This is a genomic window from Bhargavaea sp. CC-171006, assembly GCF_009761675.1.
In the GTDB taxonomy this organism is placed as follows: Bacteria; Bacillota; Bacilli; order Bacillales_A; family Planococcaceae; genus Bhargavaea; species Bhargavaea changchunensis.
Genome location: NZ_QUZH01000007.1, coordinates 1 through 15043, shown reverse-complemented (window position 1 = coordinate 15043; position 15043 = coordinate 1). Strand labels below are relative to the sequence as shown.

Here is a 15043-nt window from a genome sequence, read left to right as displayed (position 1 = left end):
GGAATTCCTGCAGGGACGGATATGGTTACGTGAACTTCTGCCGTTTGGGGAAGAGGCAGTAGAAGATCTGATCAGGGACGGTCTCATCGGGACAATTCCCGGAGTGACCACATTCCGGAGGTGGCATGGGGGAACTGTTTTCCTGTGCAACAGGTGTCTGTCTGAAGACCAAAGGCACTTTCATGCGTTCAACTGCAGAAAGTGCGGGAAGGTCTGCAGGTATTGCCGGCATTGCCTGAACATGGGGCGTGTTGCAGAGTGTGATGAACTGATTTATTGGCGGGGACCCGACCGTCTGCCTGCGGGAAGTCCGACACTGACATGGGAGGGCAGGCTCACTCTGCTGCAGGAGCGGGCGTCCGTAGAACTGGAAGAAAGCCTTCTTTCCGGCAGGCCGCACCTGCTCCATGCCGTTTGCGGGGCGGGCAAGACAGAAATCCTTTTCAGGCCGGTCCATCGCCTGTTATCTGAAGGGAAGCGGGTGTGCATTGCGACACCGCGCACCGATGTCGTGCTGGAACTCTTGCCGCGATTCGATAAGGCGATCGGCGGGACGGTCATTCATGGACTCTACGGCGGTTCGGGGCACGGTGAAGGTCTCGCCGGACTGGTGATAGCGACCGCCCATCAACTCTATCGGTTCAGGGAAGCATTTGATGCAGTAATTGTCGACGAGGCTGACGCATTTCCCTATTCGTTCGACAAGACGCTGCGGCTGGCAGTCAAAAAAGCGCTGAAGCCCCGGGGGGTGCTGGCTGTCGTCACGGCAACTCCATCCCCTGCCATCCTGTCGGAGATCGGAAGGGAGGGCGGCAGATCGGTGATTCCGGTGCGTTTCCACGGCCATCCGCTTCCGGTGCCCCGCACGGTACCGCTTTTCGGTTACCGAAAAAAGATATCCGCGGGGAAGATGCCGGATAGGCTGAAGGCTTGGACGAAAGAGCGGCTGAGGAACAAAGAGCCTTTCCTCATTTTCTTCCCTTCGGTGCCGCTCATGGAGCAGTGCCATCCGCTTTTCTCGCAGCTAAGCGCCGAAATCGGGGCGGTGCATGCATCACATCCGGACAGGCGGAGTCTTGTCTTGGCACTCCGTGGGGGCCGCATTCCAGGCCTTCTGACAACGACCATCCTTGAGCGGGGAATTACGATTCCCCGTCTACAGATTGCCGTCGTGGGCTCGGAGAATGCGGTGTTTGACCGCTCGGCCATCATCCAGATCAGCGGCCGGGCAGGCAGGTCGCCGGAGTATCCGGACGGGGATGTCGTGCTGTTCCATCACGGAATCACTCCCGAGATGGATGCGGCAGTGCGAGAGATTCGCCGTCTGAACAGGGAAGGGGGAAAGGCCTTTGGAATGTCTGCTCTGTAACAGCCCGTTCTCGCGGCCTCCGACATGGATGGGACTGTTTACCGACCGGGGGCAAAGCCCTCTTTGTCCCCGGTGCGAGGGCGGATTTGTTCCGGCTGAAGGCAAGCCCCCTATCAGTGACTGGAAGGGGACACCATATGAGGGGGCGCTGGATGCCGCCGTCTCGCTTTATTCTTATAACGATGTGATGAAAACCTACCTCCGCCAGTATAAATTTCTTAAGGACGCGGCTTTGGCCGGCGTGTTTTCTGAAGCGCTGCGGCACGCCCCCATCCTGAAGGGACGCACGGCGGTGCCCGTGCCGATGCACCCCGAGCGCCTTGCCGAGCGCACGTTTCCGCAGGTGGAGGAGTTGCTCGTGCGTGCGGGAATCCCGTTCGTCCCGCTCCTTGAAAAGACGACTGCCCGGAATCTGGGCAGGATGGGACGGAAGGAGCGGATGGCGTCTGATCTGCTTTTCTGCCTGGCGGAAGATGCGGAAATCCGCCGTATAGACTACGTGCTTGTCGATGACCTGTACACGACCGGGACGACGCTTCACCATGCAGCCCATGTACTCAAAAAATCCGGAGCCCGCTCGGTCGCAGCCCTGACGCTGATCCGCGCTTAAATGCCTCCCAATCGACAAATTCGGCTTTGTTTCTTAGAGGGATATCGAGGGAAGATGTAGAATAGAACATATATAGCCTGACAAAGGAGGAGTTCGTATGCTGAATTTCAATATCCGCGGTGAAAACATCGAGGTCACGCCCGCCATCCGCGAGTATACGGAAAAGAAAATCCAGAAACTCGAGCGGTACTTCACGGATGAGGTGAACGCGACGGCACATGTCAACCTGAAGGTGTACAACGACCGCCAGACAAAGGTTGAAGTGACGATCCCGATGAAGAACCTGACCCTCCGGGCGGAAGAACGGAACTCCGATATGTATGCGGCAATCGATCTGATTAACGAAAAACTCGAGCGCCAGATCCGGAAGTACAAGACAAGGGTGAACCGCAAATTCCGTGAGCGGGAAGGTGTGGCTTCTTTCTTTGCCACTGTGACAGAAGGGAACGAAACGGCTGCTGCACAAGAGGAGAGCGACACGGAATTCGATGTTGTACGTACCAAACAATTCAGCCTCAAGCCGATGGACCAAGAAGAGGCTATCCTCCAGATGAACATGCTGGGACATTCATTCTATATTTTCACGGATGCAGAATCTAACGGCACGAACATCGTGTATAAGCGAAAGGATGGAAAATACGGCCTGATTGAAACTGAGGTCGAATAACCTGCATTGGCTTACCAAGGCCCGCCTCTTCGGCGGGCCTCTTTTCGTTTGGGGCCGTGAAAGGGATCCCGGGGGGCTGGGAAAATATGAAGGCGGCGGGTATGAAAGCAGAAAGGATACCGGAAACTTTCAAAGTCCGACAGCGTCCGTGCGTATATGCCACTCGTGTATGTTTGCAACGGGTGCATGGCGGGTGTTAAAATGGACTTTGAGACTAGTTAGGAAGTGACGACATGCTAGGCGTTTTAAATAAAATGTTCGACCCGAATAAACGGGATGTCAAGAAGCTTGAAAAGATTGCTGATGCTGTTGAATCCCATGCTACTGAAATGGAACTGCTGTCAGATGCCGAACTCCAGTCAAAAACTTTAGAATTTAAAAGCAGGATCGATTCAGGAGAGTCTCTTGATAAGATCCAGCCCGAAGCATTCGCCGTTGTCCGCGAGGCGGCAAAGCGCGTAACCGGTATGTTCCCGTTCCGCGTCCAGATCATGGGTGCTGCTGCACTGCATGACGGGAATATCGCAGAAATGAAAACCGGTGAAGGGAAGACCCTTACCTCGACGATGGCTGTTTATTTGAATGCATTGGAAGGCAAGGGTGTCCACGTCGTGACGGTCAACGAATACCTTGCAAGCCGTGATGCATCCGAAATGGGACAGATCTATGAGTTCCTCGGCCTTACGGTCGGCCTGAACCTGAACAGCATGGACAAAGATGAAAAGCGCGAAGCTTATCATGCGGATATCACGTATAGCACAAATAACGAGCTTGGCTTCGACTACCTGCGCGACAACATGGTTCTCTACAAAGAAGAAAGAGTCCAGCGGCCGCTCCATTATGCCGTGATTGACGAAGTCGACTCCATCCTGATCGATGAGGCGAGAACACCGCTGATCATCTCGGGCCAGGCCGAGAAAAATGCAAGGCTTTATATTCAGACAAATGCGTTCGTCCGCACGCTCAAGAAAGATGAGGACTACTCATACGATGAGCAGTCAAAGGGCGTCACGCTCACCGAGACGGGAATCGAGAAGGCCGAAAAGGCGTTCCAGATCGATAACCTGTTCGATTTGACCCACGTCCGACTGAATCACGCGATCAACCAGTCGCTCAAGGCGCATGCGAGCATGCATAAAGATGTCGACTATGTCGTCGAAGAAGGCAAGGTCGTCATCGTCGACTCGTTCACAGGACGGCTGATGAAAGGCCGCCGCTACAGTGACGGCCTACACCAGGCGATCGAGGCGAAGGAAGCACTCGAGATCCAGAACGAATCGATGACCATGGCGACGATCACGTTCCAGAACCTGTTCCGGATGTACGACAAGCTGTCCGGCATGACCGGTACTGCCAAAACGGAAGAAGAGGAACTCCGCAACATCTACAACATGAATGTCATTGTCATCCCGACAAACAAACCGATTGTCCGGGACGACCGGCCGGATCTGATCTACGCGACGACCGAGGGGAAATATAAAGCGGTCGCGGAAGAGATCAAGGAACGCCACGAGAAGGGCCAGCCGGTTCTTGTCGGCACGGTTGCGATTGAGACATCGGAGGTCATCTCCGCCTATCTCCGCAAATACGGCATTCCGCATAATGTACTGAACGCGAAAAACCACGAACGGGAAGCCGAAATCATCACGGAAGCCGGCAAGCGAGGCGCAGTCACCATTGCGACGAACATGGCGGGCCGCGGGACCGACATCAAGCTCGGCGAAGGCGTCCGTGAAACCGGCGGACTCGCTGTCATCGGTACGGAAAGGCATGAATCGCGGCGGATTGACAATCAGCTTCGCGGTCGTTCAGGCCGTCAGGGAGATCCGGGCATCACACAGTTCTACCTGTCGCTTGAGGATGACCTGATGCGCCGTTTCGGCTCTGACAACATGAAGAACATGATGTCCCGGCTCGGCATGGACGACAACCAGCCGATCCAGTCGAAAATGGTTTCCCGTGCGGTTGAATCCGCCCAGAAGCGGGTAGAGGGCAATAACTTCGACGCGCGGAAGCGCCTGCTCCAGTATGATGATGTCCTGCGCCAGCAGCGCGAAATCATTTATAAGGAGCGCAACGATGTGCTCGAAACAGATGACATGCGCGAGCTCGTGGAATCGATGATCGACGATGTCATCGAACGCATGATCCCTGTGTATACAGCCGACGATAACAGCGAAAACTGGAACCTGAAAGGCCTGGAAGATTTCCTTGCCGCCAATCTGCTTCCTGAAGGGGCATTGACTATCTCCGACCTGAAAGGCAAAACACAGGCCGATGTCATCGCGATGGTGAAGGAAGCGGTGAGGAAGCGCTACGATGAGAAGGAAGAGGAAATGACTCCTGACAGGATGCGGGAATTCGAGAAAGTTGTCCTGCTCCGGTCCATCGACACCAAATGGATCGACCACATCGACGCTATGGATCAGCTTCGCCAGGGGATCCACCTCCGGGCATATGGCCAAAATGATCCTCTCCGCGAATACCAGAACGAAGGATTCCGGATGTTCGAAGACATGGTTGATGCGATCCGTGACGATGTTGCCAAGTATGCGATGAAGGCTGAAATCCGCCAGAATCTGCAGCGTGAAGAAGTCGCAAAGGGTGAGGCCGTCAATCCGAAAGAGGGCGGCGGCGAAGTCAAGAAAAAACCGATCCGCAAAAAAGTGATCGTCGGAAGAAATGATCCTTGCCCTTGCGGAAGCGGCAAGAAGTTCAAAAACTGCCACGGCAGCACGGCGTGACAGCCCGGACGGCAGACAGCCGTCCCGCATGATCTGAGTGCAGTCCGACATATTTAGGAGGAAATCATTATGATGGAACTTGCTGACGCAAGAAATCAGCTCGATACTACAGCCGGGAAACTGGCGGGCTTCAGGGGGTCTCTTTGACTTAGAAAACAAAGAGGCACGGATCCAGGAACTCGACGAGCGCATGCTCGAGCCGGGGTTCTGGGACAATCAGGATGAAGCCCAGAAAGTCATCTCCGAGGCGAATGGCCTGAAAGACGTCGTGAACGAATACCGCCGTCTGGAAGAAACCCAGGAGAACCTTGAAATGACACTGGAACTGCTCCGGGAGGAAGATGACCCGGACCTCCACGAAGAACTTTCGGAAGAACTTCACTCGTTCGGCAAAGATCTGGAAGCATTCGAACTTGGGATGCTATTGAGTGAGGAGTACGACAAAAATAATGCCATTCTCGAGCTTCATGCGGGCGCGGGCGGAACAGAGTCCCAGGACTGGGCATCGATGCTTCTCCGCATGTATACCCGCTGGGGAGAAAAGCGCGGTTACAAGGTGGAGACACTTGACTATCTGGCCGGTGATGAAGCGGGCGTCAAGTCGGTCACCATCAGCATCAAGGGCCATAACGCCTACGGTTACCTGAAGGCCGAGAAAGGCGTGCACCGGCTTGTCCGGATATCGCCGTTTGATTCGTCTGGCCGTCGGCATACATCCTTCGTTTCGTGTGAAGTGATGCCGGAATTCGACAACGAAATCGAGCTGGACATCCGTACGGAAGACCTGAAAATCGATACGTACCGTTCAAGCGGTGCGGGCGGACAGCACGTCAACACGACCGACTCCGCAGTCCGGATCACGCACCTTCCGACCAATACGGTCGTCACCTGCCAATCCGAACGTTCACAGATCAAAAACCGCGATCAGGCGATGAAGCTCCTGAAGGCAAAGCTTTATCAGCTGAAAATCGAGGAACAGGAAAAAGAACTCCTTGAAATCCGCGGTGAACAAAAGGAAATCGGTTGGGGCAGCCAGATCCGCTCCTACGTATTCCACCCGTACTCGATGGTAAAAGACCATCGGACGGACACGGAAACAGGCAATGTGCAGAACGTCATGGACGGCGACATCGATCTGTTCATCAACGCCTATCTGCGATCCCGGCTTTCCTGAAATACAGAAAAAGATGGAGGCAGCACTTCAATGGTGCAGCTCCATCTTTTTTTGTGTCAAACTGTGCATGAACACACGGTTTTTGTGGATGCCGATGAAAAATCTTTTTGTCGTCAGATCTACAAAAACACAGTTATTTCCATCAAACTCATCCCTTTGTCATGAAAAGCCAGTAAGACTCGGCGTTTTATGTTTGAAAACGGGACGGTTTGGTATACTAATGGGGAACGCATGTAGAAACAGGAGGGATCAGAGAATGAAAAAGAAACTCTTGGCAATGCTGTTCGGCTCTGCACTCATTCTGGGTGCCTGCGGCGGTGGAAATGATACAGCCGACGATGCGGCCGATACAGGAAATGACAACACAGCCACAGAAGAATCTGCAGGTGAGAACACAGCCGGTGTAGATCCTGAAAAGGTCGTGCAGCAGAAATGTATTTCCTGCCACGGTGAAAACCTCGAAGGTCAGGGGAATTTCCCTGCACTGAATGATGTCGGCTCCCGCCTGTCGGAAGATGAAATCCGCGATACCATTGCAAATGGTAAAGGCGCAATGCCTGGCGGCCTCATCGAAGGTGAAGAACTCGATGCCGTTGCGAAATGGCTCTCAGAAAAGAAATAATCATGCTGCCGTTTTCCCGCTGAATCGGGGAAACGGTCTTTTTTTGTCATTTTTTTGATAGTTCGATCTCTTCTTGGTGCTTTCAGTTTACCCATTTTATACAGACATTACAAAAAAACTTCATACTTCGTTGTCAAGCGACAAGAATCCAGTAATATCAACGATTTTCTGTAGTCAAAATGAAATATACTTGTAATAAAATAAGAGATTTAGAGTGTTATAATTAGCGTGCCGGAAAAATTTAGCCCGATTTAAGGGCGTAAGGTGATTTTTTAATGATTAAAATGAAAGACGTTTACAAGAAATATACCAATGGTGTCGTTGCTGCGAACGGACTCAATGTCCAAATCGCTCCCGGGGAGTTTGTTTATGTCGTCGGGCCGAGCGGTGCAGGCAAATCGACATTCATCAAAATGATGTATCGTGAAGAAAAACCGACTTCTGGAGAAATATATATCGACGGGACCAACCTGGCCACGCTGAAAAACAGGGAGGTTCCGTTTGTTCGGAGAAAACTCGGGGTTGTCTTCCAGGACTTCAAACTGCTGCCCAAGCTGACGGTGTACGAAAATGTCGCTTTTGCAATGGAGGTCATTGAGGCCCCGTCCGACACGATCCGCGATCGGGTGACTGAAGTGCTCGACCTGGTCGGGCTAAAGGCCAAGGCCCGGATGCTGCCGACCGAATTGTCGGGAGGCGAGCAGCAGCGGGTGTCAATCGCCCGGTCGATCGTCAACCGTCCCAAAGTGGTGATTGCAGACGAGCCGACAGGCAATCTGGACCCGGAAACTTCATGGGACATCATGAATGTGTTCAGAGACATCAATGAACAGCTCGGGACGACGATCGTCATGGCAACCCATAATAAGAATATCGTCAACCGGATCAGACACAGGGTCATCGCCATTGAGGGCGGGCTGATTGTGCGGGATGAAGCGGAAGGAGTATACGGCTATGAAATTTAGGACCCTTCGCCGCCACTTCCGTGAAAGCTTCAAGACGCTCGGCCGGAACGGATGGATGACCTTTGCATCCGTCAGTGCGGTCACGGTCACACTGCTTCTAGTAGGCGTGTTCGTGGCTATTATGCTGAACCTGAATAAAATTGCGGACGACCTTGAACATGATGTTGAAATGAAAGTCTATGTTGAGCTTGCAGCAGATGAGGCCTCCACAACCGCTCTTGCAGAACAGATCAGAGAGACGCCCGGGGTAGCTGAAGTCATTTATTCAACCCGAGACCAGGAGTTGGAGAGGATGGTCCAGGACTTCGGTGAGGACCTGAAGCTTTATGAACAGAGCAACCCGCTGCGTGAAGCTTTTTATGTAAAGGCGACAGAACCTCAGCAGACGGCGAAAGTCGCACAGACGATTGATGAGTACCCGAACACCTATGAAGTGGTCTACGGGGAAGGAAAGATCGAAAAACTATTTGACTTCCTGAACTTCGGGCGGAATGCGGGACTGATCCTGATCCTCGCACTTCTCTTCACCGCGATGTTCCTCATCTCCAATACGATCCGCATCACCATTGTGGCGAGACAGACTGAAATTGGAATCATGAAGCTGGTCGGGGCTACGAATAGCTTTGTCAGAATCCCATTTGTTCTTGAAGGGATCTGGATGGGAATCCTCGGATCAATCATCCCGATCCTGGCCGTTGTATTCGGCTATCTCCAATTCTACGACTATGCGGAACCGAGGCTCCGGGGTGAAATGATCCAGATCCTGGCGCCTGTCCCGTTCCTCTATATAGTGACAGGCATACTGTTCTCGATGGGAGTTTTCATCGGTATATGGGGCAGCTTCATGTCGGTCCGCAAATTCCTGAAAGTATAATTTACGCATAAAGCAGCACGATCAGACAGATAGAAACGTAATGTCCTGAAAGGGGAAATGACAAGTTGAAGCAGTCTAAGCCACTGATCGCCGCCGTGGCAGCCACGATGGCCCTGAGCTTTGGGCTCGGCACGACCGGCGCGTCGGCCAGCAAGCTCAATGATCTCCAGAACGAACAGCAGCAGATGGAACAAAAGAAAAACGAGCTGAACCAGGGAATCCAGGAGAAAGCATCCAATATAAAAGTGAATTCCGAGAAAATGGACAAGCTTCTTGCTCAGATCAAAGACCTTCACGGAAAGATCGAGACCAAACAAAGTGAAATCGCCGAGATCGAGCAAGAGATCCAGGAGACAAAAGCAGAGATCGAAGCTCTCCGCGCCTCCATCAAAGATCTGGAACAGAAAATAGCAGATCGCGATGCCTTGCTTCGTGATCGTGTCCGTGCCATGCAGGTAACCGGCGGGTCTACGGGCTATATCGATGTACTTTTGGGTGCAAGCAGCTTCTCCGATTTCATTGACCGGGTTTCAGCGGTCAATACGCTAAGAGAAGCTGACCGCCAGATCATCGCTGAACAAAAAGCGGACAAGGCGACTCTTGAAGACCAGAAACAGCAGGTCGAGGACAAGCTCGCCGCCCAAGAAGAAAACAAGAAAAAGCTTGAGGAAGCGAAAGCTGAACTTGATCGCCAGAAAGCCGAACTCGATGGCCTGGTGACTCAACTTGAAGAGGAACAGGCACGTCTGCAGAAAGAGCAGGCCAACCTGGAGGCTGAGTACGAGGAAGTACACGAAGTCAGCCAAGAGCTTACCCAGAAGATTGTGGCTGAACAGGAACGTCTTGCTGAGATTGCCCGAAAAGCCGAAGAAGAGCGGAAGCGCAAGGAAGCTGAAGAACGCCGTAAGGCTGCAGCTGCCGCAGCGGCGCAGCAAGTAGAAAATAACCGGAAGGGTACGTCTTCTTCAGCTGGAAAGACTTCTTCTTCATCCGGAAAGACTTCTTCCCCATCGAGCTCTGTAAGCCAGACGAGCGCACCAGCCCCATCGGTATCCGGAGGCAATTGGACACGGCCAGCATCAGGCAGATTATCGTCGAATTATGGCTATCGTAATCTGAGCTGGGCATCGTCGAACCACGCAGGTGTGGACATCGCGAATTCCACCGGCACACCTGTCGTCTCGGCGGGTAACGGCGTTGTCTCATATACCGGCCAATTCGGAACGTATGGCAATGTCATCATGGTGACCCACCACATGGACGGAAAAACTTTCACGACGCTTTATGCACACCTGTCCTCCATCAATACGAGCAAAGGCCAGAAAGTCGGCAAAGGCCAGCTGATCGGCAAGATGGGCTCAACGGGACGTTCAAGCGGACCTCACCTTCATTTTGAACTCCATATCGGATCGTACGGCAACCCGGTCAACCCGGCGAGTTACGTACCTCTATAAGCATGAATAAAAATCCCGCCTTTCAAAAGGCGGGATTTTTATGTTGCCGTGTCATAGAATGGACAAGAATCTGTTCCGGTCTTGTCTCGGAAGGTGGACGGCGTGGCGTCCCATCCTCTAATCTTGAAGATGGAAAACATCCGGCTGGAGGCGCGCACATGCAAGTAACAGAAGCCATTACCATCTTTAAATTATCTGTGCCATCGTCCCATCTCTCTGCATTGGCTGCACTGGCTGCAGCTTATATACTGCTACGGGTCATGTTTGGCAGCCGGCAGGCCGGGTTGTATGGGGATGCCGTGTTTTATTTTGTTTTGATCTGGAAAGGCAGCTATGTTCTGACTGACTTTGACAACTTCATGAAAGCTCCGCTGTCTCTTCTGTATTACAATGGCGGACTGACGGGAGCTCTGGCAGGTCTCCTGGCGGCCCTCTTCTTTCTTTGGAGGAAGGGCATGGCCGGAACTCCAGCCGTCCTCATGGCAGCCGTTGCTGTTCAAGGCGTCTATCAGACCATGATGGCGTTATTGAACGAAAATGGACGGATGGCGGAGGCAGTGACAGTGACTGTGTTCGGCATCCTGCTCTTTTTGACCGTTTCTCAGATAAATGGCTCTATCCTTTGGCAGAGGCAGCTGACTGTGTTGTTTTTGGCAGCCCATCTGATTGTGGCAACTTTTCAGCCTGACGGTTTTGGCGGTTTGCCGTTTGCCGCGACCGTTATCCTGATTATTTATCAATTCATCTTTTTATCTGCAGGCAGGAGGAATAACTTATGAATAAAAAGTGGTTCGGTTCAATTGTTGCATTGGCCGTGATAGCGGCGATGGTCGGCATCATGTTGAAAAACACTGCGGATGACGGCCTCAGCGGACAAAAAAAGCAGCTCGAGCGTGAGTTGACCCAGTCGGAGATGCAGGCAGAGGCGGATTCCGGCAACGGGGGCGAGCCTGAGGAGGGGATTGCCAAAGGAGAGGCGGCTCCCGACTTCACCTTGGAGACGCTTGATGGAGAAAAACTGACACTGTCGAAGCTCCGCGGCGAAAAAGTGATCCTGAATTTCTGGGCTTCATGGTGCGGGCCTTGCCGTGCGGAAATGCCGCATATGCAGGAGTACTACGAGGAGGAGGCCGAGGAGGCCGGTGTCAGGGTGATTGCAGTCAACCTTTCAACTTCTGAACGCGGCGACAAGGAAAAGGTGATGGAGAACATCCAGTCGTTTGTGGACGAATTTGGCCTGACATTCCCGATCCCGCTTGATGAGAAGGGGGAACAGATGGACATCTACCGGGTCATCACCATCCCGACCACCTACGTCATCGATACATCCGGCATCATCCGCCACGTGGTCCGGGGACCGATGGATGCGGAGATGATGAGGAGCCTGACGGCCAATATTGATTGAGTGAATCCCGGTGTCCGGGAGAGAAAAATCGGCCATGCGTGTCGTATGCTTACCAGTCTGTTCATACACTTGGACAGAGGAGGGATGCCAGATGCGCATGAGCCGATTTTTAATGTTTGTGGCGGTCTGCGCGGCAGCGGGCGGAATCTTTTACTTCGTCCAGAACGGGAAAGGCGAATCGGCGGAGTCCGTCAGCGGAAAAAAGCCGATTGATGAGGCGTATGACCTGATCTTGGAAAAGGCCGTTCACCGTGTCGGCGGGGACGAGCTGGTCGAGGGGGCTGTCAGGGGGATGGCCGATGTGCTGAACGATCCGTACAGTACATACATGACCGAAGAGGAAGCGGCTGCCCATGAGGAATCGCTCTCGGACGAGCGTGTCGGAATCGGAGCGGAAATCACGGAATCCAGAGGACGATTCATTATCGTTGCTCCGGTCCGTCATTCGCCGGCGGAAAAGGCCGGCATACTCCCGTATGATGAAATCGTCCGTGTCGACGGGGAGCGTGTGGACGGGAAGACGATGAAGGAACTTCTTTCCCTGATCAAGGGGGAGGAAGGGACGGATGTCACGCTGACCATTTTCCGGCCGGACGAAGACAGGCATCTGGAAGTGGCGATGAAGAGAAGCGCAATCCCTGTCAAAACAGTAAGCAGCCGGATGATTGAGAAAGACGGCTATCATGTCGGCGTCGTATCCATCTCGATGTTCGGAGAGGAGACGGCCGCTGAGTGGGAGGAACACACGAAAAAACTGATCAGCCAGGGGGCGGACGGATTCATCATCGACGTGAGAGGCAATCCCGGCGGGTACCTGTTCAGTGTGTCCAAAATTGCGGGCAGCCTCTTGCGGGAGGGGACGGTCTTCGCCTTTATGCAGAATGCGGAAGGGGTCAAGGAACCGGTCCGTTCCGAACAGCCTGAGGATGAGGAATACGGGAAGGCGATGCGCCGTATGAAAGCTGTGCTTCTACAAGACAAGGGCAGTGCTTCCGCAAGCGAAGTGCTGAGCGGTGCCCTCCGGGATAACGGGCGGGCGTTTATCATCGGCACCGTCAGCTTCGGCAAGGGAACGGTGCAGGAAACGTGGCCGCTCTCCAATGGCGGTGAGATGAAGCTCTCGACGCATAAGTGGCTGACACCGTCAGGAGAGTGGATCCACGGCAAGGGAATTAAGCCGGATTTGGAATCCAAGCAACAGACGCTGTACGGTCTGCCCGTCATGCCTGTGGAAGGCAGCTTCCAACCAGGTGATTACGGTGAAGATGTGGGATACGCCCAACGGGTGCTTGCGGCGCTTGGCTATGATGTGACACGCGAGGACGGCTACTATGACGAAACAACGCTGAAAGCGGTAGAGCGGTTCCGTGACAATGAGAAACTTAATCCCGGTGATGCCATGGACGATGCCTTTTTCCGGGCCCTGCGCGCCAAAGTGATCGACTACAAGGCGGACGATAAAAATGACGATCAGCTGCAGCTTGCCGTCGGATATATGAAACACGTATTGAAGTCCGGCAACTAAAACATTCTCATCCTACCCCGGGTTTGATAGAATGAAGTAATGAAGTTTGTTTTTTTAGAACCGGGGATGGTGACAGTCTGATGTTCCAGGAAATTATGGTTGAATTGTTGCATGGCGCGGGAAAGTTTTTCATGAACCCGCTGTTTTATATCACTATGCTGTTCTCAGTACTGCTGGGATACACGAGAGTCAAGCGGGAGCGGAAGCATTTCCGGGTAAGGGTGGATGAAGGCCTTGCTGAATTCCGCAGGCTGATCAAGGAGTCCTGGCTGGCCGCTCTCGTCCTGTCTTTGATCATTGCAGGTGCCGGACTTGTCGTGCCGAAGGGCTGGCTCGTGCTGTTCTGCGGATTTATGCTGGCGGCTGTGCTTTTATTCCGCTACCAGGCAGGGGCTCCGATTTATGCTGCCGGACTTGCTGCACTTGCCTACTGGCTTCTGGGCCGCTACGATGTCGTTACGGACTGGCCGGTCATCGGATGGAACTATGCGGGTATGACGGGCGATGAGGCTGTCACTATCACGGTGATTGCCGGCCTGCTCACGGCTGCCGAGGGACTTCTGATCCGCAAGTACGGCGCGCGTGACGCCTCTCCGTTCCTCCAAGAGACAGGAAGAGGCCTGCAGGGAGCCGTCTACCGGACCAAGCGCCTCTGGCTTCTGCCGCTTCTATTTGCGGTCCCGGGCGGCCCGCTTTCGGAAATGTTCCCTTATTGGCCGCAGTTCAGTCTCGGCGAATCTTCTTACTATCTGATCTTCATCCCTGCTGTGATCGGCTTTGAACATACGGCAAAGCATGATCTGCCGGGACGGATCTACGCGGAATATGGCAAGTCGGTTTTTGTAACCGGACTGGGTGTCACGGCAGCCGCTTTTCTCGGCCTTTGGGAACCGCTGGCCGGATGGGCAGTTCTGGCACTTGGAGTCATTGTGAGGATGGTCATCACCATCATGGCCGCGGTGCGGGATAGCAAAGGGAACTTGGCTGTCTCTCCAAGAAGTGACGGAGTAGTGGTGGCAGCGGTCCTTCCGGGATCTCCGGCCGATAAAATGGGTATCCTTCCCGGCGAGACCATCCGGAAGGTCAATGGCGTTACCGTGACGGATGAGCGGGAATTGTACGAGGCCATCCAGGTCAATGCGGCACATTGCCGCGTTGAGGTGCTCAATAGGGAAGGGGAACTGCGGCTTTGCCAGCATGTCATCTTCCGGCATGACCATCACCGGATGGGCCTGCTTGTCGTCCGCTGACCGGTATTCGCAGGAGAGGGGGATCGGCCTGTGGAATCTTATGCACTTAAAGTTATTCTGGCGCTATTCCTGCCGGCGGCACTGGTCATCCTGTTCACCCGGGTGACCTACCACCATGTGGTCGGGCTGGTCCTGACTGTGGCTTTGATCGCAGCCTCTGTCTATGCGGGATATACGCATACCTGGCTGTTGTACACGATTGACGCACTTTCTCTGACCGCCGGATTCTACATTGCCGGCAGGATGAGGGAAAGGACAAAGCAGGGGCAAGAGCAAAATCAGGAATGACAAAAAACGGCCCGACGCAAAATGCGTCAGGCCGTTCAGACTGTAGACAAAGTGAGTGAACTACTCCTTGGTCTGCAGTTTTTTCTATTCCTGAAA

General features: G+C 53.5%; 14 protein-coding genes. All 14 read left to right on the top strand.

Features of this window, described 5'->3' with window-relative positions; translation table 11 throughout:
* Positions 1-241: 241 nt before the first annotated feature.
* The 14 genes from DZC51_RS03480 (at position 242) to DZC51_RS03415 (ending at position 14947) form a co-directional block, all read left to right on the top strand.
* Entirely contained in the window at positions 242-1369 is a 1128-nt protein-coding gene (locus DZC51_RS03480; RefSeq protein ID WP_370513670.1) for an ATP-dependent helicase ComFA, read from the top strand.
* Complete coding sequence (locus DZC51_RS03475; protein ID WP_157293987.1) at positions 1350-1979, top strand: ComF family protein; 630 nt, start codon at positions 1350-1352, stop codon at positions 1977-1979. Before DZC51_RS03480 ends, DZC51_RS03475 begins: the two co-directional genes overlap by 20 nt.
* 97 nt (positions 1980-2076) lie before the next feature.
* Positions 2077-2646 (top strand): ribosome hibernation-promoting factor, HPF/YfiA family, encoded by a 570-nt coding sequence (gene hpf, locus DZC51_RS03470; protein ID WP_157293986.1) that lies wholly within the window; start codon positions 2077-2079, stop codon positions 2644-2646.
* Positions 2647-2879: 233 nt separating this feature from the next.
* Positions 2880-5390: a preprotein translocase subunit SecA gene (gene secA, locus DZC51_RS03465; protein ID WP_157293985.1), complete on the top strand. Its 2511-nt coding sequence runs from the start codon at positions 2880-2882 to the stop codon at positions 5388-5390.
* 72 nt (positions 5391-5462) lie between these two features.
* Positions 5463-6564, top strand: a protein-coding gene (prfB, locus tag DZC51_RS03460; protein WP_157294090.1) for a peptide chain release factor 2 whose coding sequence is annotated in 2 segments (ribosomal slippage) — positions 5463-5534 and positions 5536-6564 — 1101 coding nt in all. Because the reading frame shifts where the segments join, the coding sequence is not laid out codon by codon here.
* Positions 6565-6820: 256 nt separating this feature from the next.
* On the top strand, positions 6821-7186 hold the full coding sequence (cccB, locus tag DZC51_RS03455; RefSeq protein WP_157293984.1) for a cytochrome c551: 366 nt from the start codon (positions 6821-6823) through the stop codon (positions 7184-7186).
* A gap of 275 nt (positions 7187-7461) precedes the next feature.
* Entirely contained in the window at positions 7462-8151 is a 690-nt protein-coding gene (gene ftsE / locus DZC51_RS03450; protein WP_157293983.1) for a cell division ATP-binding protein FtsE, read from the top strand.
* The gene (ftsX, locus tag DZC51_RS03445; protein WP_157293982.1) at positions 8141-9025 is read left to right on the top strand and encodes a permease-like cell division protein FtsX; all 885 of its coding nucleotides are present in this window, start codon (positions 8141-8143) and stop codon (positions 9023-9025) included. The genes ftsE and ftsX overlap by 11 nt, the downstream gene beginning before the upstream one ends.
* Before the next feature lie 65 nt (positions 9026-9090).
* Positions 9091-10479 carry a murein hydrolase activator EnvC family protein gene (locus tag DZC51_RS03440; RefSeq protein ID WP_157293981.1) on the top strand — a complete coding sequence of 463 codons (1389 nt, stop codon included), beginning with the start codon at positions 9091-9093 and terminating at the stop codon, positions 10477-10479.
* A 158-nt stretch (positions 10480-10637) separates the two neighbouring features.
* Positions 10638-11258: a hypothetical protein gene (locus tag DZC51_RS03435; RefSeq protein ID WP_157293980.1), complete on the top strand. Its 621-nt coding sequence runs from the start codon at positions 10638-10640 to the stop codon at positions 11256-11258.
* Positions 11255-11884: a redoxin domain-containing protein gene (locus tag DZC51_RS03430; protein ID WP_157293979.1), complete on the top strand. Its 630-nt coding sequence runs from the start codon at positions 11255-11257 to the stop codon at positions 11882-11884. Before DZC51_RS03435 ends, DZC51_RS03430 begins: the two co-directional genes overlap by 4 nt.
* A gap of 91 nt (positions 11885-11975) precedes the next feature.
* Positions 11976-13409 (top strand): S41 family peptidase, encoded by a 1434-nt coding sequence (locus tag DZC51_RS03425; protein WP_157293978.1) that lies wholly within the window; start codon positions 11976-11978, stop codon positions 13407-13409.
* 131 nt (positions 13410-13540) lie between these two features.
* Complete coding sequence (locus DZC51_RS03420) at positions 13541-14659, top strand: PDZ domain-containing protein (protein WP_157293977.1); 1119 nt, start codon at positions 13541-13543, stop codon at positions 14657-14659.
* 30 nt (positions 14660-14689) lie between these two features.
* Entirely contained in the window at positions 14690-14947 is a 258-nt protein-coding gene (locus DZC51_RS03415) for a CsbA family protein (protein ID WP_157293976.1), read from the top strand.
* Positions 14948-15043 lie beyond the last annotated feature (96 nt).

Coding starts and splice junctions, on each gene's coding strand:
- ftsX (WP_157293982.1), top strand. CDS start 8,141: ATGAAATTTAGGACCCTTCGCCGCCACTTCCGTGAAAGCTTCAAGACG.
- DZC51_RS03425 (WP_157293978.1), top strand. CDS start 11,976: ATGCGCATGAGCCGATTTTTAATGTTTGTGGCGGTCTGCGCGGCAGCG.
- DZC51_RS03430 (WP_157293979.1), top strand. CDS start 11,255: ATGAATAAAAAGTGGTTCGGTTCAATTGTTGCATTGGCCGTGATAGCG.
- DZC51_RS03420 (WP_157293977.1), top strand. CDS start 13,541: ATGAACCCGCTGTTTTATATCACTATGCTGTTCTCAGTACTGCTGGGA.
- hpf (WP_157293986.1), top strand. CDS start 2,077: ATGCTGAATTTCAATATCCGCGGTGAAAACATCGAGGTCACGCCCGCC.
- ftsE (WP_157293983.1), top strand. CDS start 7,462: ATGATTAAAATGAAAGACGTTTACAAGAAATATACCAATGGTGTCGTT.
- cccB (WP_157293984.1), top strand. CDS start 6,821: ATGAAAAAGAAACTCTTGGCAATGCTGTTCGGCTCTGCACTCATTCTG.
- secA (WP_157293985.1), top strand. CDS start 2,880: ATGCTAGGCGTTTTAAATAAAATGTTCGACCCGAATAAACGGGATGTC.
- DZC51_RS03480 (WP_370513670.1), top strand. CDS start 242: ATGGGGCGTGTTGCAGAGTGTGATGAACTGATTTATTGGCGGGGACCC.
- DZC51_RS03435 (WP_157293980.1), top strand. CDS start 10,638: ATGCAAGTAACAGAAGCCATTACCATCTTTAAATTATCTGTGCCATCG.